Source organism: Streptomyces sp. NPDC090088 (assembly GCF_044747345.1).
GTDB lineage: Bacteria > Actinomycetota > Actinomycetes > Streptomycetales > Streptomycetaceae > Streptomyces.
On sequence record NZ_JBIVDZ010000001.1, the window covers coordinates 1,904,472 to 1,927,350 of the forward strand.

At 71.3% G+C, this 22,879-nt stretch carries 24 protein-coding genes; 14 read left to right on the plus strand and 10 right to left on the minus strand.

Features of this window, described 5'->3' with window-relative positions; all coding sequences use genetic code 11:
* Positions 1–51 precede the first annotated feature (51 nt).
* The gene (locus ACIPSJ_RS08490) at positions 52–402 is read left to right on the plus strand and encodes a hypothetical protein (protein ID WP_359220501.1); all 351 of its coding nucleotides are present in this window, start codon (positions 52–54) and stop codon (positions 400–402) included.
* Here ACIPSJ_RS08490 and ACIPSJ_RS08495 read toward each other — a convergent pair.
* Positions 380–1,072 carry a FadR/GntR family transcriptional regulator gene (locus tag ACIPSJ_RS08495; protein WP_401344485.1) on the minus strand — a complete coding sequence of 231 codons (693 nt, stop codon included), beginning with the start codon at positions 1,070–1,072 and terminating at the stop codon, positions 380–382. The genes ACIPSJ_RS08490 and ACIPSJ_RS08495 overlap by 23 nt on opposite strands.
* A 129-nt stretch (positions 1,073–1,201) precedes the next feature.
* On the opposite strand from ACIPSJ_RS08495, the gene ACIPSJ_RS08500 reads away from it, so the two are divergent.
* The 4 genes from ACIPSJ_RS08500 to ACIPSJ_RS08515 all read left to right on the plus strand — a co-directional run bounded on the left by ACIPSJ_RS08500 (position 1,202) and on the right by ACIPSJ_RS08515 (position 3,646).
* Entirely contained in the window at positions 1,202–2,461 is a 1,260-nt protein-coding gene (locus ACIPSJ_RS08500) for a CynX/NimT family MFS transporter (protein WP_401344618.1), read from the plus strand.
* Positions 2,462–2,517: 56 nt separating this feature from the next.
* Complete coding sequence (locus ACIPSJ_RS08505; RefSeq protein WP_089107830.1) at positions 2,518–2,634, plus strand: SGM_5486 family transporter-associated protein; 117 nt, start codon at positions 2,518–2,520, stop codon at positions 2,632–2,634.
* A 207-nt stretch (positions 2,635–2,841) separates the two neighbouring features.
* On the plus strand, positions 2,842–3,048 hold the full coding sequence (locus ACIPSJ_RS08510) for a hypothetical protein (protein ID WP_365680969.1): 207 nt from the start codon (positions 2,842–2,844) through the stop codon (positions 3,046–3,048).
* A gap of 79 nt (positions 3,049–3,127) precedes the next feature.
* Positions 3,128–3,646 carry a histidine phosphatase family protein gene (locus tag ACIPSJ_RS08515; RefSeq protein WP_355716126.1) on the plus strand — a complete coding sequence of 173 codons (519 nt, stop codon included), beginning with the start codon at positions 3,128–3,130 and terminating at the stop codon, positions 3,644–3,646.
* A 99-nt stretch (positions 3,647–3,745) separates the two neighbouring features.
* Here ACIPSJ_RS08515 and serB read toward each other — a convergent pair whose 3' ends face one another.
* Both serB and ACIPSJ_RS08525 read right to left on the minus strand, forming a co-directional pair.
* A complete protein-coding gene (serB, locus tag ACIPSJ_RS08520; RefSeq protein WP_401344489.1) occupies positions 3,746–4,954 on the minus strand; it encodes a phosphoserine phosphatase SerB in 1,209 nt (402 codons plus the stop codon).
* Positions 4,955–5,184: 230 nt separating this feature from the next.
* A complete protein-coding gene (locus ACIPSJ_RS08525) occupies positions 5,185–7,539 on the minus strand; it encodes a streptophobe family protein (protein WP_401344491.1) in 2,355 nt (784 codons plus the stop codon).
* Positions 7,540–7,771: 232 nt separating this feature from the next.
* On the opposite strand from ACIPSJ_RS08525, the gene ACIPSJ_RS08530 reads away from it, so the two are divergent.
* A complete protein-coding gene (locus ACIPSJ_RS08530) occupies positions 7,772–10,315 on the plus strand; it encodes an FHA domain-containing protein (RefSeq protein ID WP_401344493.1) in 2,544 nt (847 codons plus the stop codon).
* Positions 10,316–10,399: 84 nt separating this feature from the next.
* Here the strand turns inward: ACIPSJ_RS08530 and ACIPSJ_RS08535 are convergent, their stop codons facing one another.
* From ACIPSJ_RS08535 to ACIPSJ_RS08545, 3 genes are all read right to left on the minus strand, one after another.
* Complete coding sequence (locus ACIPSJ_RS08535; RefSeq protein WP_359220484.1) at positions 10,400–11,233, minus strand: transglycosylase SLT domain-containing protein; 834 nt, start codon at positions 11,231–11,233, stop codon at positions 10,400–10,402.
* A gap of 301 nt (positions 11,234–11,534) precedes the next feature.
* The gene (locus tag ACIPSJ_RS08540) at positions 11,535–12,668 is read right to left on the minus strand and encodes an S-adenosylmethionine:tRNA ribosyltransferase-isomerase (RefSeq protein ID WP_401344496.1); all 1,134 of its coding nucleotides are present in this window, start codon (positions 12,666–12,668) and stop codon (positions 11,535–11,537) included.
* Positions 12,665–13,360 carry an SDR family NAD(P)-dependent oxidoreductase gene (locus tag ACIPSJ_RS08545; RefSeq protein ID WP_401344498.1) on the minus strand — a complete coding sequence of 232 codons (696 nt, stop codon included), beginning with the start codon at positions 13,358–13,360 and terminating at the stop codon, positions 12,665–12,667. The genes ACIPSJ_RS08540 and ACIPSJ_RS08545 overlap by 4 nt, the downstream gene beginning before the upstream one ends.
* A gap of 226 nt (positions 13,361–13,586) precedes the next feature.
* Between ACIPSJ_RS08545 and ACIPSJ_RS08550 the strand changes: the two genes are divergently transcribed.
* From ACIPSJ_RS08550 to ACIPSJ_RS08565, 4 genes are all read left to right on the plus strand, one after another.
* Entirely contained in the window at positions 13,587–14,732 is a 1,146-nt protein-coding gene (locus tag ACIPSJ_RS08550; RefSeq protein WP_359220476.1) for a GAF domain-containing sensor histidine kinase, read from the plus strand.
* Positions 14,725–15,366, plus strand: a complete 642-nt coding sequence (locus ACIPSJ_RS08555; protein ID WP_359220474.1) for a response regulator transcription factor — start codon at positions 14,725–14,727, stop codon at positions 15,364–15,366. The genes ACIPSJ_RS08550 and ACIPSJ_RS08555 overlap by 8 nt, the downstream gene beginning before the upstream one ends.
* 170 nt (positions 15,367–15,536) lie before the next feature.
* Entirely contained in the window at positions 15,537–15,785 is a 249-nt protein-coding gene (locus tag ACIPSJ_RS08560) for a chaplin (RefSeq protein WP_359220472.1), read from the plus strand.
* A 212-nt stretch (positions 15,786–15,997) separates the two neighbouring features.
* Positions 15,998–16,237 carry a chaplin gene (locus ACIPSJ_RS08565; RefSeq protein ID WP_359220470.1) on the plus strand — a complete coding sequence of 80 codons (240 nt, stop codon included), beginning with the start codon at positions 15,998–16,000 and terminating at the stop codon, positions 16,235–16,237.
* 49 nt (positions 16,238–16,286) lie between these two features.
* On the opposite strand, the gene ACIPSJ_RS08570 is transcribed toward ACIPSJ_RS08565, so the two are convergent.
* Positions 16,287–17,072 carry a hypothetical protein gene (locus ACIPSJ_RS08570; RefSeq protein WP_359220467.1) on the minus strand — a complete coding sequence of 262 codons (786 nt, stop codon included), beginning with the start codon at positions 17,070–17,072 and terminating at the stop codon, positions 16,287–16,289.
* Positions 17,073–17,222: 150 nt separating this feature from the next.
* Here ACIPSJ_RS08570 and ACIPSJ_RS08575 point away from each other — a divergent pair, with 150 nt between their 5' ends.
* The 3 genes from ACIPSJ_RS08575 (at position 17,223) to ACIPSJ_RS08585 (ending at position 19,588) form a co-directional block, all read left to right on the plus strand.
* Positions 17,223–18,014, plus strand: coding sequence for an ABC transporter ATP-binding protein (locus ACIPSJ_RS08575; protein ID WP_355716152.1), 792 nt, complete (start codon positions 17,223–17,225; stop codon positions 18,012–18,014).
* Between the two features lie 61 nt (positions 18,015–18,075).
* Complete coding sequence (locus ACIPSJ_RS08580; RefSeq protein WP_359220465.1) at positions 18,076–18,507, plus strand: NfeD family protein; 432 nt, start codon at positions 18,076–18,078, stop codon at positions 18,505–18,507.
* Positions 18,508–18,637: 130 nt separating this feature from the next.
* Positions 18,638–19,588, plus strand: coding sequence for an SPFH domain-containing protein (locus ACIPSJ_RS08585; RefSeq protein WP_355716156.1), 951 nt, complete (start codon positions 18,638–18,640; stop codon positions 19,586–19,588).
* Between the two features lie 113 nt (positions 19,589–19,701).
* Here ACIPSJ_RS08585 and ACIPSJ_RS08590 read toward each other — a convergent pair whose 3' ends face one another.
* The 3 genes from ACIPSJ_RS08590 to ACIPSJ_RS08600 form a co-directional block, all read right to left on the minus strand.
* Entirely contained in the window at positions 19,702–20,211 is a 510-nt protein-coding gene (locus ACIPSJ_RS08590; RefSeq protein WP_355716159.1) for an HNH endonuclease, read from the minus strand.
* Positions 20,212–20,378: 167 nt separating this feature from the next.
* On the minus strand, positions 20,379–20,918 hold the full coding sequence (locus tag ACIPSJ_RS08595) for a YbhB/YbcL family Raf kinase inhibitor-like protein (RefSeq protein WP_355716162.1): 540 nt from the start codon (positions 20,916–20,918) through the stop codon (positions 20,379–20,381).
* Between the two features lie 43 nt (positions 20,919–20,961).
* A complete protein-coding gene (locus ACIPSJ_RS08600; protein WP_359220461.1) occupies positions 20,962–21,744 on the minus strand; it encodes a sporulation protein in 783 nt (260 codons plus the stop codon).
* A gap of 137 nt (positions 21,745–21,881) precedes the next feature.
* On the opposite strand from ACIPSJ_RS08600, the gene ACIPSJ_RS08605 reads away from it, so the two are divergent.
* On the plus strand, positions 21,882–22,532 hold the full coding sequence (locus ACIPSJ_RS08605) for a DNA-3-methyladenine glycosylase (RefSeq protein WP_359220459.1): 651 nt from the start codon (positions 21,882–21,884) through the stop codon (positions 22,530–22,532).
* The last annotated feature ends 347 nt before the right edge of the window (positions 22,533–22,879 follow it).

Sequence of the window (22,879 nt, forward strand, 5' to 3'; positions counted from 1 at the left end):
ACGCGTCCCCCGCGCGATGTCCCTCCCCAGCCCGGCCGAGGAGGTCCCCTTGTGCGCCTGTCCCGCAGCCTGGCTCCGCTGACCCTGGCCGTCGCCCTCGTGCTGTCCCTGCCGTACGACGCCGCTTCCCACGCGCGCGTGGGAAGCGGGCACGGTCCGGCGCCGCAGCTGTTCGGCGCCGAGTGCCGGACCACCGTCCGCGGGTCCCATGTGGTGGCCTACTGCCACAACCCCTACGTCGACACCGATCGGGTACGGCTGCACATCGAGTGCGCCCAGTGGTGGGACATCGACACCGACGGCTCCCCGGTGGACACCGGACCCGCGATGACGGTACGGCTCACCGGCCGCTGCTGGAAGGACGTCCGCGCGGTGTGGATCAGCCACCAGAAGGCGGACTGAACCGGTCCGGACGGCACAGGAACGGATAGCTCGCCGCCTCCTTGGCGGCCGCGTCCGCGTCGCCCGCGCGGATCGCGTCGACCAGCCGCGCGTGGTCCATGTACGTCTCCGGCGTCAGCTCGGCGCCGACGTCCGCGCGCAGCCAGTCCCGCAGCACCTCGCCCAGGTCGGCGTACATCGCCGTCAGCACGTCGTTGTGCGAGGCGGCCACCACCGCCAGATGGAAGGCCGCGTCCGCGGTCACGAAGGCCTCCGCCTCGCCCGACCCCCAGGCCTGCTCGCGGCGCGTCAGCATGGTGTCCAGCTGCCTGAGGTCCTTGTCGGTGCGCCGGGCCGCGGCCAGCCGGGCCGCCGAGGACTCCAGGGTGGAGCGCAGCTCGGCGATGTGCCGGGGGTCGGCGTCGGCGAACCGGCGGTGCATCACGCCGGCCAGCTCACTGGTGGCCGCGACATACGTCCCCGAGCCCTGGCGGATGTCCAGCAGGCCGTTGTGCGCCAGCGCGCGGACGGCCTCCCGCACGGTGTTGCGGGCCACCCCGAGCTGCTCGACCAGCTCCGGCTCGGTGGGGATGCGCGAGCCGACCGGCCACTCGCCCGAGGCGATCTGGTTCCGCAGCGCGGCGATGACCTGCTCGGAGAGCGCCGAGCGGCGCGGGTGGCTCAGAGGCATGACACACCTTCGCACGAGACGGCCGGGCGGGAGCGGCGGGGGCTGCTGGGCAGGCCCGAGGCTGGACAACCAATCATCCTATGATTCTATGATGGTCTTATGGCGAGCGAGGAAACGACGACGGCATCCATGGCGGCACCCCCGACGGCACCCGACCGGACCCCCGCGAACTCCACGCGCGCGTGGACGACGCGGCTGGTCGTCGTCGGCATCCTGCTGGCCGCGGTCAACCTCCGTCCCGCCATCACCAGCCTCGGCGCCCTCCTGGAGGAGGTCCGCGACGGGCTGGGCATGAGCGGCAGCGTGGCCGGGCTGCTCACCTCGGTGCCCCCGTTCTGCTTCGCCGTCTTCGGTGTGATGGCCCCGCGCCTCGCCCGCCGCTTCGGCCCGGCGGCGGTGGTCTGCGCCGGCATGGTGGCCATCACGGCCGGCCTGCTGATACGGCCGTACGCCGGAAACACGGCCGGATTCCTGGCGGGCAGTGTGCTCGCGCTCATGGGGATCGCGGTCAGCAACGTGCTGATGCCGGTCATCGTCAAGCGCTGGTTCCCCGACCGGGTCGGCTCCATGACCGGCCTGTACTCGATGGCCCTCGCCGCGGGCACCTCGGTCGCCGCCGCGGTGACCGTGCCCCTGACGGACGCGCTGGGCGGCGGCTGGCAGTCCGGGCTCGCCGTGTGGGGCGGCCTCGCGGCCTTCGCGGTACTGCCGTGGCTGCCGCTGGTCCGGGACCGGGGCCCGGGGGTCGCCCCGGCGCCCGCGGCCGAGGCACGCGCGCGTGCGGACCGGCAGCCGCCCGCCCTGCGGATCACCCGCAGCCGTACCGCCTGGGCGCTCGCCGTCTTCTTCGGGCTCCAGGCCACCGCCGCCTACATCACGATGGGCTGGATGGCACAGATCTTCCGGGACGCCGGGGTGCCCGCGGGCACGGCCGGGCTGCTGCTGGCCGTCACCATGGTGATGGGCGTGCCGCTGGCCTTCGTCATCCCGCGCGTGGCCACCCGGCTGCCGCACCAGGGCCCGATCGTGATCGCGCTCGGCGTCTGCGGCCTCGCCGGATACGCCGGCCTGTGGGCCGCCCCGGCCGGCGGCGCCTGGGCCTGGGCCGTGCTGCTGGGCATCTCCAACTGCGCCTTCCCACTGGCCCTCACCATGGTCGGGATGCGGGCCAGGACCGGCGCGGGTGTCGTCCAGCTCTCCGCGTTCGCGCAGAGCGCCGGCTACCTCATCTCCATCCCGGGCCCGCTGCTGGTGGGCGTGCTCTACCAGAGCGGCGGCGGCTGGGGGCTGCCGATCGCCCTCATGATCGGCCTGATGATCCCGCAGATGGCGGTCGGTGTCCTGGCGGGCCGCGACCGTACGGTGGAGGACGAGGCCGCGGCCGGCTGACACGCCGCGAGCACCCCGCCCGGCCCGTCCGCTCCGGGAGGTGCCAGACTGGGCGCATGCCAGTGCTCGACCCGAACCCCCAGAACGGTCAGAAGAAGATGCTGATCGTCTTCGGCTCGTTCTTCGCCATCTTCATCGTCATCGCCGTCATCGCGACCCTCGCGTCACCCTGACCGCTGCCGCCGTGGCCACCGCCCCGGCGGCCTGGCGCCCCGGCTGCCCGGCGGCCCATGGTGGTGCTAGCCCCCCCATCCCCTAGGGGGTGAGGGTCAGGGTCAAGTGGGTGGGTCACCGGATGGGTTGGCGACCGCGGATTCCGTAGTTTCGAGATGTGGCCACGAGGGGTGGTCACCGGAACGCGGAGACCAGCGGAGGCGATCATGTCGGCCCGAACGCACACCCGGCCCCACCCGGCGACCCCGGGCAGCGTCGACATCCGGCTTCCCTGGTGGGCACTGGCCCTCCCCGCGCTCGCCTTCGTGACCCTGCTGCTGCTCATACTGAACCCGGCGGACGCCCACGCGGCCACCGGCGACCCGGCCGTCACCCACCTCTTCGAGCGCGTACAGCAGATCGTCACCCGCTAGCGCCCGCACCTCCCGGCAGGGCGAATCCGCATGTCAACTCCCTGCGCCCGATGGCCTGTTTCATGCGAAGCTGGGTGCCATGAGCGTCGCAGAACCCCGCAGGATTGTCTTCTTCCGCCATGCGAAAGCCGACTGGCCACAGGTGACCGACCACGAGCGACCGCTCGCTGACCGGGGCCGAATGGACGCAGCCGTCGCCGGACGCAGGCTGGCGGACAGCGGCATCACCTTCGACCTTGCCCTGTGCTCCACGTCCGTGCGCACCCGGGAGACCTGGAAGCTCGCCGTCCACGAGCTGGCGCACCGGCCGAAAACCGTCTACGAGGAGCGGGTGTACGAGGCCTCGCCCGGCGAGCTGATCGCCGTGCTCAACGAGGTGCCCGACGACGCCAAGGACGTGATCCTGATCGGTCACAACCCCGGCGTGCACGGAGTGACCGAGATCCTGGCCGGATCCGCCGACGGCGACGTCCGCGAGCGGATGAACCGCCGGGGCTTTCCGGCCGCCGCCTTCGCCGTCGTGACCTTCGAGGGCACCTGGAAGGGCCTGGAGCCCGGTGTGGCCACGCTCGCGGACTACTGGGCACCCTCCGAATGAGACGTGCGACCACCGCACCACCACTGACGTGACACGACGAGGGCCCGGCACCGTGGAGATCGGTGCCGGGCCCTCGTTCGCGGACAGCGGCCGGACGGCTCAGCTCTCGTCGTGGGTGTCCGCCGCCTCGACCTCTTCGCGGGTGACGCCCAGCAGATACAGGACCGTGTCCAGGAAGGGGAAGTTCACCGCGGTGTGCGCGGCCTCGCGGACCACCGGCTTGGCGTTGAAGGCGACACCGAGACCGGCCGCGTTCAGCATGTCCAGGTCGTTGGCGCCGTCACCGACGGCCACCGTCTGGGCCAGCGGCACGCCCGCCTCGGCGGCGAACCGGCGCAGCAGCCGCGCCTTGCCCGCCCGGTCCACGATCTCGCCGGTCACCCGGCCGGTCAGCTTCCCGTCGACGATCTCCAGCGTGTTGGCCTGGGCGAAGTCCAGCCCCAGCCGCTCCTTCAGATCGTCGGTGACCTGGGTGAAACCGCCCGAGACGACGCCGACTTGGTAGCCGAGCCGCTTCAGCGTGCGGATCAGGGTCCGGGCCCCCGGCGTCAGCCGCACCTCGGCGCGCACCTTCCGCACGACCGACTCGTCCAGCCCCTTCAGCAGCGCCACGCGCGCGTGCAGCGACTGCTCGAAGTCCAGCTCGCCGCGCATCGCGGCCGCCGTCACCTCGGCGACCTGGTCCTCGCAGCCGGCGTGCGCGGCGAAGAGCTCGATCACCTCGTCCTGGATGAGCGTGGAGTCCACGTCCATGACGACCAGCCGCTGGGCCCGCCGGTGCAGGCCCGCCGCGACGACCGCCACGTCCACGCCGAGTTCGGCCGCGTCGGAGGCCAGCGCGGTGCGCAGCGGTTCGGTCGCCACACCGGAGACCGCGAACTCGACGGCCGTCACCGGGTACTTGGCGAGCCGGAAGATACGGTCGATGTTGCCGCCGGCCTTGGCGATCCGGGAGGCGATGGCGGCCGTCGACTCGGCGGTCAGGGGGTGGCCGAGGACGGTGACCAGGGAGCGGCCCAGACCACGCGGCCGGTTGTCACCGCGGCCCGAGATGATCTCCGCCTGCATCTTCATCGACTCGGCCCAGCTGTGCACGGTCGCCCTGAGGTCGCCCTCCAGGCCCGCCGGGGGCTGGGTCACGAGCGCGCACAGCACCAGGCGGCCACGCGTGACGACCTGCTCGATGTCGACCACGTCGACCATGTACGCGGCAAGGGTGTCGAAGAGGCCGGCCGTGATGCCCGGCCTGTCCTTGCCGAAAATCTTGACGAGGAGAGTGGGGACCTCGGAGGTCTGCGGATCGCTCATGGTGTAACCACCGTAACCGGCACCCAGTGCCTGCGGCGCAGGTGGTCCGCCTGACGGACACGGAACAATAAGTGTCGGATCGGTGTCGGACGCCTTGCTTCCGCACTACGAGCGAACGTGCGTGCGATGTCGGCGGCCCGGCGCACGCCGCATCGGGCCCGGCCTTCACGCACGGTTCAGCACCGCGCCACGCACAGTGCGGACACGGCGCCCGTGCCCGCCGGCCGGCCTCACCGGCGGGGCCGCCTGGGCGGCGGCGGAGCGGGCGGCGGGGGAGGCGGCGGAGGCGGTGGTGGAGGCCCGGCGCCCGGACCGTCCGGGGATCCGTCACCGTCACCGGGACGCACCCCCGGCCGCCGCCGCGGGGACCGGGGCGGCGGGTCGACCGGCCGGGCCATGGTGGGAGCGCCGTACACATCGCCCGAGCCGGGCGGTACGTCCGAGGAGGGGCCGCCGCCGCTGCCGGGCCGCCCCTCCTCCGAGGGCCGTCCGCTGTCTGCGCGCGGGGCGTCCGCAGGGGGCGGTGCGCCCGGCGGATACCGATGCCCCGGGGGAGCCCACCGCTCCGACGGCGCTCCCCCCGCCTCCGGCACCCCACCGGCCCACGGCTCCTGCCCGCCGTAGGGCTCGGCGGCCTGCCCGCCGTACGGCCCTGGCGTCTGCCCTTGGTGCGGCCGGGGCGGCCGCCCGTCGTAGGGCTCGGTGGCCTGTCCGTCGTAGGGCCGGGGTGGCTGCCTGTCGTAGGGGCCGGGGCTCTGTTCGCCGTACGGCCCGGGTGGCTGCCTGTCGTACGGTCCGGGCGGCTGTTGCCCGTACCGCCTGGGTGTCCGTTCGCCGTACGGACGTTCGGCGGCGCGCTCCTCGTACGGCTGGGCGGCCTGCCCCTCGTAGGGCCCGGGTGTCTGTCGGCCCCGGCTCTGTCCTCTCCCGGGCCGGGCGTCGGGGCCGCCGTCCGTTTCCCGCAGCTCGTCCGGTACGCGGAGGTAGGGATTGGTGTTCGGGTTGGGGGGACGGTACGGAGTTCCCGGGGCGTAGGGGCCGGTCGTGCCGTCGCCGGTCCGGTCCGGTGGCCCGGTGGGGGCGCTCGGGTAGGCCGACGCGGGGTTCCCGGTGGTGTCCGTTCCGCCGGCTGCCATGTCACCCCGTGCCAGTGGTGCCGCGTGGGAGCCGGCCGCGCCGGTGGCCCAGGCCAGCAGGGCGCCCGTCGCTCCGGCCGCCGCACCCCAGGCGGCCCCGAGGAGCAGGGCCATGCCCAGGTGCCCGTGGAGTCGGATCCCGGCGCCGAACGCGTCGAAGCCCAGCACTGACAGGGAGGCGTCCACGGAGACGTTCGTCAGCCAGGCCAGCAGCGGCAGGGTGAGCGCGGTGGCGATCCCCAGTCGTACGGCACACCGTCCGGCGAAACCGAGGGCGCCGGGACGGGCCGTGCGCCCGCTGCCGGTGGCCTGCGCTCCGCCCGGTGGGCCCACCGGCGTCCGCACCGCCATGAACACCCCGGCCAGCAGCATCATCAGGGCCGCCGCGACCCCCAGCAGCCACACCCGTCCGTCCAGGTCGGCCAGGTGGCCGAGGGTCACCGACTGGTCGGACCCGGAGTTCAGGAGGTCGTCGAGGGGGTGGGGCAGGAAGGCGGTCAGGACGCCCGTGGCCCGGCCGTCGAACGGGACGAGGAGGCCGATCGGGATGCCGAGCCAGACGCCGTTCGGGGCGCCGAGCAGCGCCGCGCCCATGATCCGGGCCGGGTGCGGGTCGCCGATCGCCGCGTAGGCCGCCGCCGCCCAGCCGGCCGCCACGGCCACCAGCAGGACCGTCACCAGCGCCGAGGCCGCCGGCCGCACCACCCGGTGCACGGCCTCCCAGCCGCGCGGCAGCGGAGTGCGGCGCGAGGCCAGCAGGGCGATCAGCAGGATGCCGGTGCACCAGCCGAGTCCGCCGAGCAGGGTCTGCGCCGTGTCCACCCGGAAGCCGACCGCCGCGTTCGCGTGCACCAGGTCGCCGAGGCGGTCCGGCAGCAGCCCGCCGACGTCACCGATGCCGGGGATCTTCAGCCCTCCGCCGCCACCGCCGCCCCCCGGCAGCTTGTCAAGGCCGAGCGCACCGCCGTCGATCGTCACGACGGAGTGCCCCGCCCACGCCAGCCCGCCCAGCGTCGCCACGAACAGCACGACCACCGCGCCCGCCCGGGCGAGCAGTTCGGCCGGTGCGATCACGACTCCGGCCGCGCGCAGGGATCGTAAGAAGAACCATGACAAAAGGAGCGCACCGACCAGGCTCACTCCCAATGGCGTGATCTCGATGGCGGTCGTGGCCTCCGCTCCACTCAGGCCGAAAGCGGACAGATCCCCGTTCGGAGTGACCGAACCACCCGCCCCGAGCGCCACAACCGCCGCGGTCATCGGGCCCAGTGAGCCCGCCGCGTCCGCCTGCAACAGGTGCAGACCCAGCGCCGCCGTACCCGCCATGCCGATCAACGCCCAGCTCACGGCGGCGATCCCGGACAGCAGGATGTCGCCCCACGGCAGCCGCGCGCCATGCCTTGTGCTCTCGACTCCCGTGCCGGAAGTGCCAGACGTGCCAGAACCCATGGCAGACCCCCCGATCCGCGAACGCCCGGGGCCGCTCCGTCGCGCATGTCCCCCTCGCGTGGATTACCACTCTCCGGCCCGGTTTCAACCCCGTCAACGGAAAGAGTTGAAGCGCTCGCACGAGCCCTCCACAAGGCCCGACTTTCGGTCAGAGGGCCGAGCCTGAAATAGTTCCCGACGATGTTCGACATCCCTAGACTCCCTGTGATGGGGGTAACTCGGGGGACTACTCATGGGGCTTGGAGTGCCGGAACTCGTACTGGAATCAAACGGACGCACCTGGACGCTCGACATGTCCAGGTCATACACCCTCGGACGTGATCCGCAGGGGGACATCGTGTTCGACGACGCCAGGGTCTCCTGGCGACACGCCACGATCAGCTTCGACGGCCGCAGTTGGGTCATCGAGGACCACGGCAGTACCAACGGCACCTTCGTGCAGAGCCAGCGGGTCCAGCGGTCGGAGATCGGCCCGGGCTCGGCCGTGCACCTCGGCAACGCCAACGACGGACCGCGCCTCGGCCTGTCCGGCGCCGCGACCGCCGTCGCCCAACCGCAGCCCCGGCAGCAGCCGTTCGCCGCGCAGGGCGCGGGCGGCGCGGGCTGGTCCCAGCCGCCGGCGCCGCAGCCGTCGGCCGCGCAGCAGGCTCCGCAACAGGGCTGGCAGCAGGCCTCGCCGGCGATCCCGCAGCAGCAGGGCGCGCCGGCCGTGGCCTCCGGTGGTGGCGCGGGGGCGCCGCCGGTCTACGGCGACCGCAGCCCGACCACGTTCCACCAGTTCTCCATCGGCCGCGTGATGCGGATCGGCCGTGCCCTGGACAACGAGCTGGTGGTGTCCGACCTCCAGGTCTCGCGCCACCACGCCGAGTTCCACTCCACGCCCGACGGCCGCATGGAGATCCGCGACCTGGGCTCGCACAACGGCACGTACGTCAACGGTATGCCGATCTCCAAGGGCGGCACGGCGGTCCTCGACGCGAACGACATCGTCGGCGTCGGCCACTCCACCTTCCGGATCGTCGGCGACCGCCTGGAAGAGTTCGTCGACACCGGTGAGGTCTCCTTCTCCGCACGCCGGCTGACCGTCACGGTCGACGGCGGCAAGCAGATCCTCAAGGACGTCTCCTTCGGCGTCCCGGAGAAGTCCCTGATCGCGGTCATCGGCCCGTCGGGATCCGGCAAGTCGACGCTGCTCAAGGCGCTCACCGGCTACCGGCCCGCCAACGAGGGCGAGGTGCTGTACGACAACCGCAACCTGTACAAGCAGTTCGCCGAGCTGCGCCAGCGCATCGGTCTGGTCCCGCAGGACGACATCCTGCACAAGGAGCTGACCGTCAAGAAGGCCCTCAAGTACGCGGCCAAGCTCCGCTTCCCCGCCGACACCACGGGCGAGGAGCGCGAGGCCCGGATAGACGAGGTGCTGCGCGAGCTGAAGCTGGACATCCACAAGGAGAAGAAGGTCACCTCCCTCTCCGGCGGCCAGCGCAAGCGCGTCTCGGTGGCCCTGGAGCTGCTCACCAAGCCGTCGCTGATCTTCCTGGACGAGCCCACCTCGGGCCTCGACCCGGGCATGGACCGCGATGTCATGCAGCTGCTGCGCGGGCTCGCCGACGACGGCCGCACGGTCCTCGTCGTCACCCACTCGGTGGCCGAGCTGGCGCTGTGCGACAAGCTCCTGGTGATGGCCCCGGGCGGCTCGGTCGCCTACTTCGGCCCGCCCGAGGAGGCGCTGAACTTCTTCGGCTACGACACCTGGGCCGACGTCTTCTCCGCCTTCGAGAACTACCGCGACTACGACTGGGCGGGACGCTGGAAGGGCTCGCAGCACTACCAGATGTACGCCGCGGACATCGACGCGATCGCTCCGCAGTCCGTACAGATGCCGCCGATGCAGGTGATGAAGCCGAAGAAGCCGCAGAGCTGGGGTTCGCAGCTGCTGACCCTGGTCCGGCGGTACGTGTCGGTCATCGCCTCGGACAAGGGCTTCCTGGCGCTGACGGTGATCCTGCCGGCGGTGCTCGGCGCGGTCAGCCTGCTGATCGACAGCGACAAGACCCTGCTGGTGAACCCGATCAACTCGAAGACCGGGGTGCCGGTCCCGAACGGCACGGCCACCACGGTCCTGCTGATCCTCGCGGTCGGTGCCTGTTTCGCGGGCGCCGCGAACTCCGTGCGTGAGCTGATCAAGGAACGGGTCATCTACGAGCGGGAGCGCGCCGTCGGCCTGTCCCGGTCGGCGTATCTGATGTCCAAGGTGGTCGTGCTCGGCGTGATCACCGTGCTGCAGGGCCTGATGGTCGGCCTGATCGGCTTCTCCAGCCGCACGATCCCCGGCGAGGGCGTGGTCCTCGGCCACTCCACCCTCTTCGAGCTGTGCATCCCGATCATGGGGCTCGGTTTCACCTCGATGATGTTCGGCCTGGTCATCTCCTCGCTGGTGAAGACGTCCGAGAAGACCATGCCGCTGCTGGTGATGTTCGCGATCATCCAGGTCGTGTTCACCGGCTGCCTGTTCAACCTGAACGGCGCGGTCGGCGTGAACCAGGTCTCGTTCCTGATGCCGTCCCGCTGGGCGGTCGGCGCCGACGGCGCCACGCTGGACTTCAACAACATCGCGCCCAACACCGACGACCCGACCAACACCGACCCGCTGTGGAACCACACGGCCGGCGCCTGGACCATGGACATGGCCGCGCTGATCGCCATCGGTGTGATCTGCGGCTTCCTGGTGGCCCGCTTCCTGCGCCGCCACGAGCCCGAGGTCATGCGCAAGTAGCGGTTCCCGTAGGTACGCCGAAGGGCGGCGCCCCGCAGTGGGGTGCCGCCCTTCGGCGTGTGCGTGCAGAGGTCCGCGCCTGCCTCAGTACGCGCTGTTGACGTTGTCGATCGAGCCGTACCGGTGGGCCGCGTAGTTGGCGGCGGCGGTGATGTTGGCGACCGGGTCGTAGATGTTCCAGGACGTGCCGGAGACGTGGTACGTGGCGAAGGTCGGCGGGATCACCTGCAGCAGGCCCTTGGAGGGGATGCCGTTGATGGCGTTGATGTCCCAGTTGTTGATGGCGTTGGGGTTGCCGGAGGACTCCCGGATGATGTTGCGGTGCAGGCCGCTGTAGGAGCCCGGGATGCCCTTGGCGTTCATGATGTCGAGGGCCTGGCGGATCCAGCCGTCGAGGTTGTTGGCGTAGGTCTTCGCGGCGACCTGCTGGATCTGCGGGCGCGCGGCGGACCGGCTCGCGGCCTGCTGGGCGGCGCGGTTCTTGGCGGCGACGTGCTGGACGTGGGCGGCGTGGGCCTTCTGCGCGGCGACGTGCTTGACGTGGGCCGCGTGGGCCTTCTTCACCTTGGCCACGTGGGCGGCGTGCGCCTTCTTCACGTGTGCCACGTGCGCGGCGTGGACCTTCTTCAGGTGCGCCACGTGCAGCTCGTGGGCCGTCTTCGCCTTCTTCTTGGCGGCGATGGCCTCGATCTTGACGTTCTGGAGCGCGAGCTGGTCGGTGACCGTGCCCTTGACGTCCTTGATCTGCTGGGTGGTGTAGGCCACGTTGGCCGCGGCCTGGGGGGACCCGGACACGAGCGTCTCGGCGCTGCTCGGCACGGCCGAGAGGGCGAGGGCTGCGGCGCCGAGGGTGGCTACACCGGCGAGCGCGATCTTGTGGTGCTTGGTCAGCGCGGGACTGTGGGTGTTCTTCGGCATGGCAGGACCTCTTCGAATAGCGCGGAGGTCGCTCGTTGTCCGTGGGGGAGACCGGCTCTTCCTGCACGAACACCGCGGGGGGAACCCGCGGTGCAGAGCGACGGCAGCCATTCTTAGCGGCAGCAAAATGCCCTGGCAAAGGTGTGACGTACGATCCTCCATAGGAGAGCCTGGAGGGGCAAAACGGGACAGACTGGAGCGTCTGTCCCGTTCGTGCGGGGGGCCTTTATCTCCTATGTCCGTTCGTACGTGATGTGCGCCCTATGTGCGTCCTCACATCGGCCTCATATGAATCTCACCGCTAGTTGCTGGAGCAATGCTCTGCGTGAGGCTTCTCCTCCGGGAGGATGAGGTGTACGTCCCCGAACTCGTGCCACAGGTAGAGCCCGCGCAGCGCCTCCTCGTAACCACGGTCGACCGCGGCCCGCCCCGCGACCGCCTCCAGCATCAGCAGATGCGAGGCCTCCGGCTCGTGCAGACCGGTCAGCAGCCCGTCCACCACCCGCACCCCGCGCTCGGGCGTCACCACCAGCTCCGTCCACCCCGAGGCCGCCCGCACCACCCCGTCCGCCCCCGCGGCCGACTCCACCGCCCGCACGGCCGTCGTCCCCACCGCCACGACTCGGCCGCCCGCCCGTCGCCCGCCACCACCCTTCCGAGGAAGCGCTTCGCGCCCTCCTTGATTCGCCTTCACGTTGTTGATGAGCCGCGCCGACGCCTCCGGGACCACGAACCGCTCCGCGTACGGCGGCTCGTGCACCTCCGCCGACGACACCCCGGTGTGCAGCGTGATCGGCGCGAACTGCACGCCCCGGCTCACCAGCTCCGCCACCAGCCGCGCGGTGAAGGGCCGCGCCGCACTCGGCATCTCCGCGCTCCCCGTCCCGTCGGCCGAGGGCAGCGCGAACACCGTCTGGTACACGGACAACGGCTGGTCCCGCTCCGTATAGGAGTAGCGAATGGGCCGCCCGTGCTCCCGCAGCAGCCCCGGCACGTCCGTGTCCGCCCCGGCCCGCGCCCACCACAGCCGCTCGCCCGACGCGCTCAGCGGCTCCTCCAGGACCAGCCGCCCGCCCCCGGGCAGCCGCACCGCACTCCCCGCGCGTGTACCCGCACGCGCGCGTGTGGTCCCGTGTCCGTCCGGCTCCCGCAGCTCGACCGCCCACCGCCCGTCGTCCCCGCGCGTGGAGAAGTGCACCACCACGCGCGCGTGCCCGACCCGCCCGTCCACCGCGGCCGCCAGCGTCGGCGAGGTGTTCACCACCAGCAGGTCCCCGGCCCGCAGCAGGCACGGCAGCTCGGCGAAGGCGTGATGCGACACCGCCGTCCCGCGCGACACCAGCAGCCGTACGGCATCCCGCTCCAGACCCGGCCCGCGCTGCTCGGCCGGCACCCGCGCGGACAGCTCCTCCGGCACCCGCACCACGGTCGTCATCGCCCCTCCACCAGAGCCGGCGCCCCGTACCGCCCGCTCACCGGCCGCTCGTCGAGCAACCGCAGGAACGCCGGTACGACACTGTCCGGCGCCGGCCGCGGATCGTCGTCGTCCGGTACGGCCGCCGCGTACAGGCCGGTCGCCATGTCCCCGGGATCCACCGCCCACACCCGCAGCCCCGGCTCCTCCACGCCCAGCACGGCCGCCAGCTGGTCCAGGGCCGCCTTCGAGGCGCCGTAGCCGCCCCAGGTCTCGTACGCCTCGGCGCCCGCGTCCGAGCTGACCGCGATCACCGCGCCCGCCGCCGACTCCCGCAGCAGCGGCAACGCCTCCTGCACCAGGCCCAGCGCGGCCACCACGTTCACCTCCAGCGCCCGGCGCAGCCCCTCCAGAGGCAGCTCCCCGAGCCGGACCAGCGGCTCGGCCCCCAGCGCGCTGGCATTGCTCACCACCAGATCGACCCCGCCCAGCCCCCGCGCGGCGGCCACCAGAGCGGCCCGGTGCCCGGCGTCCGTGACGTCCCCCGGCAGCGCCGCCACCCGCGTTCCGGGCCGCGCGACCGCCTCCGCCGTCTCCTTCAGGGCTCCGGCACCTCTGGCGTCCAGCACCAGGTCCCAGCCCCGCTCGGCCAGCGCCCCGGCCAGCGCCCGCCCCAGCCCCTTGGAGGCCCCCGTGATGATCGCTACCGGCATGACAACCGTCCCCTCGGCTCCGTCCGCCCGTGTCGGCGGTGACCCCAACGTAGGAACGGGACCGCCCCGGCCGCCTCGGACGCGGGCCGCAACCGGGCGGGGCCCTTCGGACTACGCCGCCGGTCCGGGCCGCGCGCCCTAGGTCCCCGGGTCTAGGGCCACCGGTGCAGGCCCTGCCGCCCTCGGCCCGATCCCCGGTGTCACACCCCGCCGGTACCGTGAGGACATGAGTCAAGGTCCCCGGTCCGGCCTCGCCGCGGTGAGCACCGCGCTGCTGGCCATGAGCAGGCATTTGGAGGTGCGCGACGTCCTCAAGACGATCGTCGCCTCGGCCCGTGAACTGCTCGACGCGCAGTACGCCGCGCTCGGGGTCCCCGACGACCACGGCGGCTTCGCCCAGTTCGTCGTCGACGGCGTCAGCGACGCCCAGTGGAAGGCCATCGGCCCGCTCCCGCGCCAGCACGGCATCCTCGCCGCGATGCTCCGCGAGGCGAAGGTCGAGCGGCTGGCCGACGTGCGCACCGACCCCCGCTTCGAGGGCTGGCCGTCCGCCCACCCCGACATGTCCGACTTCCTGGGCCTGCCGATCCGCGACGGCGACGAGGTCATCGGCGCGCTGTTCCTCGCGAACAAGAACTGCGAGAAGCCCGAGGGCGGTTGCGGCTTCACCGCCGAGGACGAGGAACTCCTCTCCATCCTCGCCCAGCACGCCGCCATCGCCCTCACCAACGCCCGCCTCTACGAGCGCAGCCGCGAACTGACCATCTCCGAGGAACGCTCCCGGCTCGCCCACGAACTGCACGACGCGGTCAGCCAGAAGCTGTTCTCGCTGCGCCTCACCGCCCAGGCCGCCGCCGCCCTGGTCGACCGCGATCCCTCCCGCGCCAAGGGCGAGTTGCAGCAGGTGGCCGTGCTCGCCGCCGAGGCCGCCGACGAACTGCGCGCCGCCGTCGTGGAGCTGCGCCCGACCGCCCTCGACGAGGACGGCCTGATCGCCACCCTGCGCACCCAGGTCCAGGTCCTCGACCGCGCCCACACCGCCCGCGTGACCTTCGCCGCCAGCGGCTTCCGCGCCCTGCCCGCCGCCCAGGAGGAGGCCCTGCTCCGGGTCGCCCAGGAAGCGCTGCACAACGCCCTGCGGCACTCCGCCGCCGAGCACGTCGACGTGACGGTGAACCGGCGCGGCGGCGGCGCCGTCCTGCGGGTCACGGACGACGGCTGCGGCTTCGACCCGCACCTCACCCGGCGCGCCGGACGCCACCTCGGCCTGGTCTCCATGCGGGACCGGGCCGGCGGCGTCGGCGGCACGCTCACCGTGGAATCGGCGCCCGGCAAGGGCACCACGATCGAGATGGAGGTCCCCGGTGGCTGATGCGATCAGGGTGCTGCTGGTCGACGACCACCAGGTCGTCCGCCGGGGCCTGCGCACCTTCCTGGAGGTCCAGGACGACATCGAGGTCGTCGGCGAGGCCGCCGACGGCGCCGAAGGAGTCGAGCGCGCTCAAGAACTGAGCCCCGACGTCGTCCTCATGGACGTCAAGATGCCCGGCATGGACGGCGTGGAGGCGCTGCGCAGGCTCCGCGAACTCGACAACCCCGCGCGCGTGCTGATCGTCACCAGCTTCACCGAACAGCGCACGGTGGTCCCGGCGCTGCGCGCGGGCGCCGCCGGGTACGTCTACAAGGACGTCGATCCCGACGCGCTCGCCACCGCCATCCGCTCGGTGCACGCCGGGCACGTCCTGCTGCAGCCCGAGGTGGCCGGTGCCCTGCTCTCCCAGGAGGAGGCCAACTCCGGTCAGGGCCGGGGCGGTTCGCTCACCGAGCGGGAGCGCGAGGTGCTCGGCCTGATAGCGGACGGCCGCTCCAACCGCGAGATCGCCCGCGCCCTGGTGCTGTCGGAGAAGACCGTCAAGACGCACGTCTCGAACATCCTGATGAAACTCGACCTCGCCGACCGCACCCAGGCCGCCCTGTGGGCCGTTCGCCATGGCGTGACCGGCTGAGACGCCCTCCGTAACGCTTCACCGACGGCAACATGGAGGGTCGCCTTCCGGGCTGAGATTCATACCGTCGTGGGAATGTCACCCGGACGGCGCATCCTCTCCCGGCCACCGCCGTTCTTCAGTGCGTGCCGCGGCGACCGCCGCGGCGATCGCCAAGGAGGGCTCAAGAAGTGAAGAACCTGAAGAAGGCAGCGGCCGTGACGATGGTGGCCGGCGGGATCCTGGCCGCCGGTGCGGGCATGGCCTCCGCCCACACGGGCGGCGCCCACGCCGACGGCGGTGCCCAGGGCTCTCCGGGCGTCGTCTCCGGCAACGTCATCCAGGTCCCGGTGCACATCCCGGTCAACGCCTGCGGCAACAGCGTGAACGTCATCGGCGTGCTGAACCCCGCGTTCGGCAACGTCTGCGTCAACCGCTGAGACCGCACCGCGGCATCGACCTCCGGCCTTCCGGGCGCCCCCGGAAGGCCGGTCGGCTTGTCCTCCCAGCGACTCTTACGCCCAATGATCCGAACGGGCACACACGGTCCGGCGTCCCGTACCGCCGAAGCCCCCGCGCCGTTGGTCAGCGCACGGCCCACGGCCGGGCCGGACCCGCACCCGCACCCGCACCCGCAGGAGGAACCCATCCCATGAACATCGCCAAGAAGGCCGCCGTCGCCATGACCGTCGCCGGCATCGCGGCGGGCGCCTCCGCCGGTTCCGCCGCCGCCGACGCGGACGCCGCCGCCGTGGCCGCGAACTCCCCGGGTGTCGCCTCCGGCCTGATCGCCCAGATCCCGGTCAACGTCCCGGTCAACGCCAGCGGCCTGTCCGTCAACATCATCGGCCTGCTGAACCCGGCGTTCGGCAACACCGCGGTCAACAAGTAGCACCGACACGACCCTTGGGGGCCACGCCGTCCGGCGTGACCCCAGGTCCCTAGCGCCCCCGCTCACGCTCCTCCACGACGGAGTTGTAGGCCGCGACCAGCGCCCGCCGGGCCGTCCGCTCGACCGGCCGCAGCGCCGCCCCCCGCGCCGCCATCTCCGAGGCGCTCACCGCCCCGCCGTGCCCGTTCTCGTAAGCCAGCGAGACCAGCAGCCCCACCCGCTGCGCCAGCTCCAGCACCCGCACCGCCCGCGGCGGATACCCCGGAGCCAGCACCTCCCGCCCCCGCTCGGACCGCGCCCGGTACGCGTCGATCGCCGCGTCCGCCACCGGCCCCGACCCGGCGACATCGAGCTTCGACAGCACGTCGGTCGCATCCCGCAGCGCCTCCGCCAGCTCCCGCTCGGCCTCACCGAGCGACGGCACGTCGGCCGGCGGCGCCTCCCGCACCGGCAGCACATGCCAGACCACCTCGACATGCACATCACCGGCGGGCCCCGCCTCGGACACCTCCGGCACCAGACCGAACGCGGCGCCGTGACAGACCACCGCCTCCTCGGCCTCCAGAGCCCGCGCGTTGAACTCCGGCGGCCCGCTCAGCCCCAGCGGATGCCCCGGCGCCGGCAGCGCGACCCGCAGCCCGGTCACCCCGAGCGCCCGCAGCCGCCCCAGCGCCAGCGTGAGCCCGACCGGCGCCGACTCACCCGGCAGCCCCTCCACCCGGTGCACCGCGTCCTCACCGACGATGGCGAGCACGGCGTCATCCGGGGAGACAAGTCCGGCCAAGAGGGCATTTCCCCAAGCGGCGAGGCGTCCTGAACGCGGTTCCGAGAGCATGCCCCCACCCTAAGGACCGGACCGATGGAATGGAGCGCCGCACTCGTGGCGTAGATTTCATAAGGGCTGCGCCCACCGGTGCCGCCGCCCGAGCCACAGGCGTACGCGACAGCCGAGACCGGCCACACTGCAAGGGGAGACAACGCGCTCATGAGCGATGTTCTGGAGCTTCAGGACGTATCCGTGGTCCGCGAGGGCCGGGCTCTGGTGGACCAGGTCTCCTGGTCGGTGAAGGAGGGCGAGCGCTGGGTCATCCTCGGCCCCAACGGCGCCGGCAAGACCACTCTCCTGAACATCGCGTCCAGCTACCTCTTCCCCAGCAAGGGCACCGCCACCATCCTCGGCGACACCCTCGGCAAGGTCGACGTCTTCGACCTGCGCCCCCGCATCGGCATGGCCGGCGTCGCCATGGCCGAAAAGCTCCCCAAGCGCCAGACCGTCCTGGAGACCGTGCTCACCGCCGCCTACGGCATGACCGCCCACTGGCAGGAGGAGTACGACGAGGTCGACGAGCAGCGCGCCCGCGCCTTCCTCGACCGCCTCGGCATGACGGAGTACGTGGACCGCCGCTTCGGCACCCTCTCCGAGGGCGAGCGCAAGCGCACCCTGATCGCCCGCGCCCTGATGACCGACCCCGAGCTGCTGCTCCTCGACGAGCCCGCCGCCGGCCTCGACCTCGGCGGCCGCGAGGACCTGGTCCGCCGCCTCGGCCGGCTCGCCCGCGACCCGATCGCGCCCTCCATGATCATGGTCACCCACCATGTCGAGGAGATCGCCCCCGGCTTCACCCACGTCCTCATGATCCGCCAGGGCAAGGTCCTCGCCGCCGGCCCGCTGGAGCTCGAACTGACCTCCCGCAACCTCTCCCTCTGCTTCGGCCTGCCGCTCGTCGTCGAGCAGGTCGGCGACCGCTGGACCGCCCACGGACTGCCCCTGTCCTGACGGGCGTTGTCATGGCGGAGCGCCCTGTCGGGTTCGGTACCCGCGGCCCTACCATGACAATGTGAACAACATCGACGCATGGGTGTGGTGGCTCGTCGTCGCGGCGGCACTCGGCATCCCGCTCGTGGTGACCGCGATGCCGGAGTTCGGCATGTTCGCGGTCGGCGCCGTGGCAGCGGCCGGCACCGCCGGGCTCGGCGCGGGCATCGTCGCCCAGGTCCTCGTCTTCGTCCTCGTCTCCGTCGCGCTGATCGCCGTCGTACGGCCCATCGCGGCCCGGCACGCCGCCCAGCGACCCCAACTCGCCACCGGCGTCGACGCCCTGAAGGGCAGGCAGGCCGTCGTACTGGAACGCGTCGACGGCTCGGGCGGACGGATCAAGCTCGCCGGCGAGGTCTGGTCGGCGCGCTCCCTCGACACCGGGCGGGCCTACGAAGCCGGAGAGGAAGTGGATGTCGTGGAGATCGAGGGGGCCACGGCCATCGTCATCTGACCTCGTACGACGCAACTGGGCTGAACGACTCCCGAGTTGGGCAAGGGTCTGTCAGACTCGTCCAGCAAGATCTTCAACAACCATAAGATCTGCCGAAGCGCCGAGGCGGAGAAGGGTACGGGGAACGACGATGGAACCGGTCATCATCGTCCTGATCATTCTGGTGGTGTTGGTCTTCATCGCCTTGATCAAGACAATCCAAGTCATCCCACAGGCGAGCGCCGCCATCGTCGAGCGCTTCGGCCGCTACACGCGGACGCTCAACGCCGGCCTCAACATCGTGGTCCCGTTCATAGACACCATCCGCAACCGCATCGACCTGCGTGAACAGGTCGTACCGTTCCCGCCCCAGCCGGTGATCACCCAGGACAACCTGGTCGTGAACATCGACACCGTCATCTACTACCAGGTGACGGACGCCCGGGCGGCCACCTACGAAGTCGCCAGCTACATCCAGGCCATCGAGCAGCTGACCGTCACGACGCTGCGCAACATCATCGGCGGCATGGACCTGGAACGCACCCTGACCTCCCGCGAGGAGATCAACGCGGCCCTGCGCGGCGTCCTCGACGAGGCCACCGGCAAGTGGGGCATCCGCGTCAACCGCGTCGAGCTCAAGGCGATCGAGCCGCCGACCTCCATCCAGGACTCGATGGAGAAGCAGATGCGCGCGGACCGTGACAAGCGAGCCGCGATCCTCACCGCGGAAGGCACCCGCCAGGCCGCGATCCTCACCGCGGAGGGCGAGAAGCAGTCCCAGATCCTGCGCGCCGAGGGTGAGGCCAAGGCGGCCGCCCTGCGCGCCGAGGGCGAGGCCCAGGCGGTCCGTACGGTCTTCGAGGCGATCCACGCCGGAGACCCCGACCAGAAGCTCCTGAGCTACCAGTACCTCCAGATGCTCCCGAAGATCGCCGAAGGCGACGCCAACAAGCTCTGGATCGTCCCCAGCGAGATCGGCGACGCCCTCAAGGGCCTCTCCGGGGCCATGGGCAACTTCGGTTCCCTGGGCGGCGGTTCGGGCAACGGCGGCAGCGGCAACATCCCCACCCAGGAACGCCGCGAGAAGCCGAACATCGACTAGCGGCGCCCCAAAGCCGACGTTCCCCGCGCCCACCTCTTCTTGGGGGCGCGGGGAACCGCGCGACAAGCCACAGCGAACCCGCAGCCGCGGGACGGGACCAACCCGGCAGACGCCTAGGCGGCCACATCCCCCGCCAGCCACTCGGGAAGCGCCGCCAGATCCTCCGCCCCCATCGCCAGCAGCATCGCGTCCTGCGGCGAAGGCTCGAACGGCTCCCGCAGCAACGGCATACCCGCCTGCTCAGGCGTCCGGTCCGCCTTGCGGTGATTGTCCTCCGCGCACGAGGCCACCGTGTTCAGCCACGAATCCTGGCCACCCTGCGCCCGGGGCACCACATGGTCCACGGTCGTCGCCCGCTTCCCGCAGTACGCGCACCGGTGCCGGTCCCTGACCAGCACCCCCCGCCGCGACCAGGGCGCCTGTCTCCGAAAGGGCACCCGCACATACCTGCACAGCCGTATGACCCGAGGAGCGGGTATGTCCACCTCGGCACCGCGCATGCGCAGTTCGGGGTGGGCCTGCTCGACGACGGCCTTGTCCTGGAGCACCAGGACGACAGCGCGGTTCAACGTCACCGTGGACAGCGGCTCGAAGCTCGCGTTCAGCACCAGCGTGTCACGCATCCAGCCCACCTCCTTTGTGCACCGTGCCCACCCCCGGCGGGCTTGGATCAACTCTGGACGGGCGCGCCGAGATGGACAACGCAATAAAAACTGCCCGCCTCTGATCACTTCCAAGACCAGAGGCGGGCAAACGTTCAATGAACGCTCGGCTGATATCGCGCGGTGCGTCAGCCCTGTTCGGGGTTCTCGTACTCGCCGATCAACTGCGCCCGCGCGATCGCGTGGAACCGCAGGTTGAACCCGACGACGGCGGGCGAGACATCGGCGTCCGGACCGAGCTTGGCCTGGTCCACCGCGTACACCGTGAAGACGTACCGGTGCGGCCCGTCCCCGGGCGGCGGCGCGGCGCCACCGAAGTCCTTCGACCCGTAGTCGTTGCGCACCTGCACCGCACCCTCGGGCAGCCCCTCGAACTTGCCGCTGCCCGCACCCACCGGCAGCTCGGTCACCGAGGCCGGGATGTCGAACACCACCCAGTGCCAGAACCCGCTGCCCGTCGGGGCGTCCGGGTCGTAGCAGGTCACGGCGAAACTCTTGGTCCCGTCCGGGAAGCCCGCCCACCGCAGATGCGGCGAGGTGTTGCCCTCGGCGTAGACCTGAGCGTCCTTGAGCGTCGCCCCTTCCTCGATGTCCTCGCTCGTCACCGTGAACGACGGGACGGACGGGTGGAAGTCATGGGGGAGAGGCCGCCGCTTGAGCTCGGACACCTCGGTACCTCCTGATCGATCAACGGAATCAGCAGTACCGAGCCTAGAACCAGTTGCGCTTGCTGCCGACCTCGGACAGCCACTGGTTGAGGTAAGCCGCCCAGTCGGTCCCGTGGAAGTCGTGCAGACCCACCTGGAACGACCGGAAGGTGTCGCTGCCCTCGCTGAACAGCCCCGGCTTCTTGTCCATTTCCAGGATGACGTCCATGGCGTGCGCGTCCGCCACGAAGCTCAGCTCGACCTGGTTCAGGCCCCGGTACTGCGCCGGCGGGTGGAACTCCACCTCCTGGTAGAACGGCAGCGTCTGCCGTGTCCCCCGGATGTGCCCCTTCTCCAGGTCGGCGTTCTTGAAGCGGAAGCCCAGCTGGATGAAGGCGTCCAGGATCGCCTTCTGCGCCGGCAGCGGGTGCACGTTGATCGGGTCCAGGTCCCCGGAGTCGACGGCCCGCGCGATCTCCAGCTCCGTCGTCACGCCGATGTGCATCCCGCGCAGCGCCTGCCCGTCGATCATCGTGACCGGGGTCTCCCACGGGATCTCCAGCCCGAACGGCACCGCGTGCACCGCCCCGGCCTGAATCTCGAAGGCACCGCCGAGCCGCACCTTGCCGAAGTCGATGTTCTCCTTGTACTCCTCGTCGCCGCGCTCCACCTCGACCCGCGCCTGGAGCCCCACGGACAGCCCCTGGATCTCCTGGTTCACCGAGCCGCCCTGGATCCGTACCTCGCCCTGGACGACACCGCCCGGAACGACGTTCACCTCGGTGAGCACCGTCTCGACCGACGCCCCGCCGGCACCCAGGCTCGCGAGCAGCTTCTTGAACCCCATGACTCTCCCTTTACGTACGGACCTCTGACCCCTACAAACGCGATCCGGCCGCGACCGGTTCCGGCCCACACCCTGGCAAGGAGACGAATCCTTGACCACCCCTTGGGCTCCACCGGCCTGGACTAGGCTCGGACGCCATGATCGCGCCCCCGGACCGTACGCCACTCCCCAGGGACTTCTTCGACCGCCCTGTACTGGAGGTCGCCCCCGACCTCCTCGGCCGCATCCTCGTCCGCACCACCCCGGACGGTCCGATCGCGGTCCGCCTCACAGAGGTGGAGGCGTACGACGGCCCGAACGACCCCGGATCGCACGCCTATCGCGGTCCCACACCCCGCAACGACGTGATGTTCGGTCCGCCCGGACATGTGTACGTCTACTTCACCTACGGCATGTGGTTCTGCATGAACCTCGTCTGCGGTCCGGCGGGCACCGCCAGCGCGGTCCTGCTCCGCGCGGGCGAGATCCTCGAAGGCACCGAGCTCGCCCGCAAACGTCGACTTTCGGCCCGATACGACCGAGAACTGGCCAAAGGCCCGGCCCGCCTCGCCACCGCCCTGGGCGTCGACCGGGCCCTGGACGGCACCGACGCGTGTGCCGCCGGCGAGACACCGCTGCGGATACTGACCGGTACTCCCGTGCCCTCCGACCAGGTACGCAACGGTCCGCGCACCGGAGTCGCCGGCGAGGGCGGCGACGGCGACATCCACCCCTGGCGTTTCTGGGTCGCCAACGACCCGACCGTCAGCCCCTATCGGGCCCACGTACCCCGGCGCCGCTCAAGTTGACGCGTCCCTGGAAGGTGCGTAATGTAGCCCGAGCCGCTGAACCGGGTACGGCAATCGCCAGCAGCCGGAAGTGGCCACCCACTACCTACGACTTCCCCTGACGGGGTCGAATTCGTCATGCCCGCATGCCTGAATTCGAACTCGCGGAACTCGATTATGAGTCTCGACGGGAGTCGGCTAACGTAGTGAATGTCGAAAGGCCGACAGGCGAAAGCCGGAAAGCCTGAAGACAATCCCGCCGACCGGGAATCGGACGCCGAAAGGATCTGATAGAGTCGGAACCGCCGGAAAGGGAAACGCGAGAGCGGAAACCTGGAAAGCACCGAGGAAATCGGATCGGAAAACGG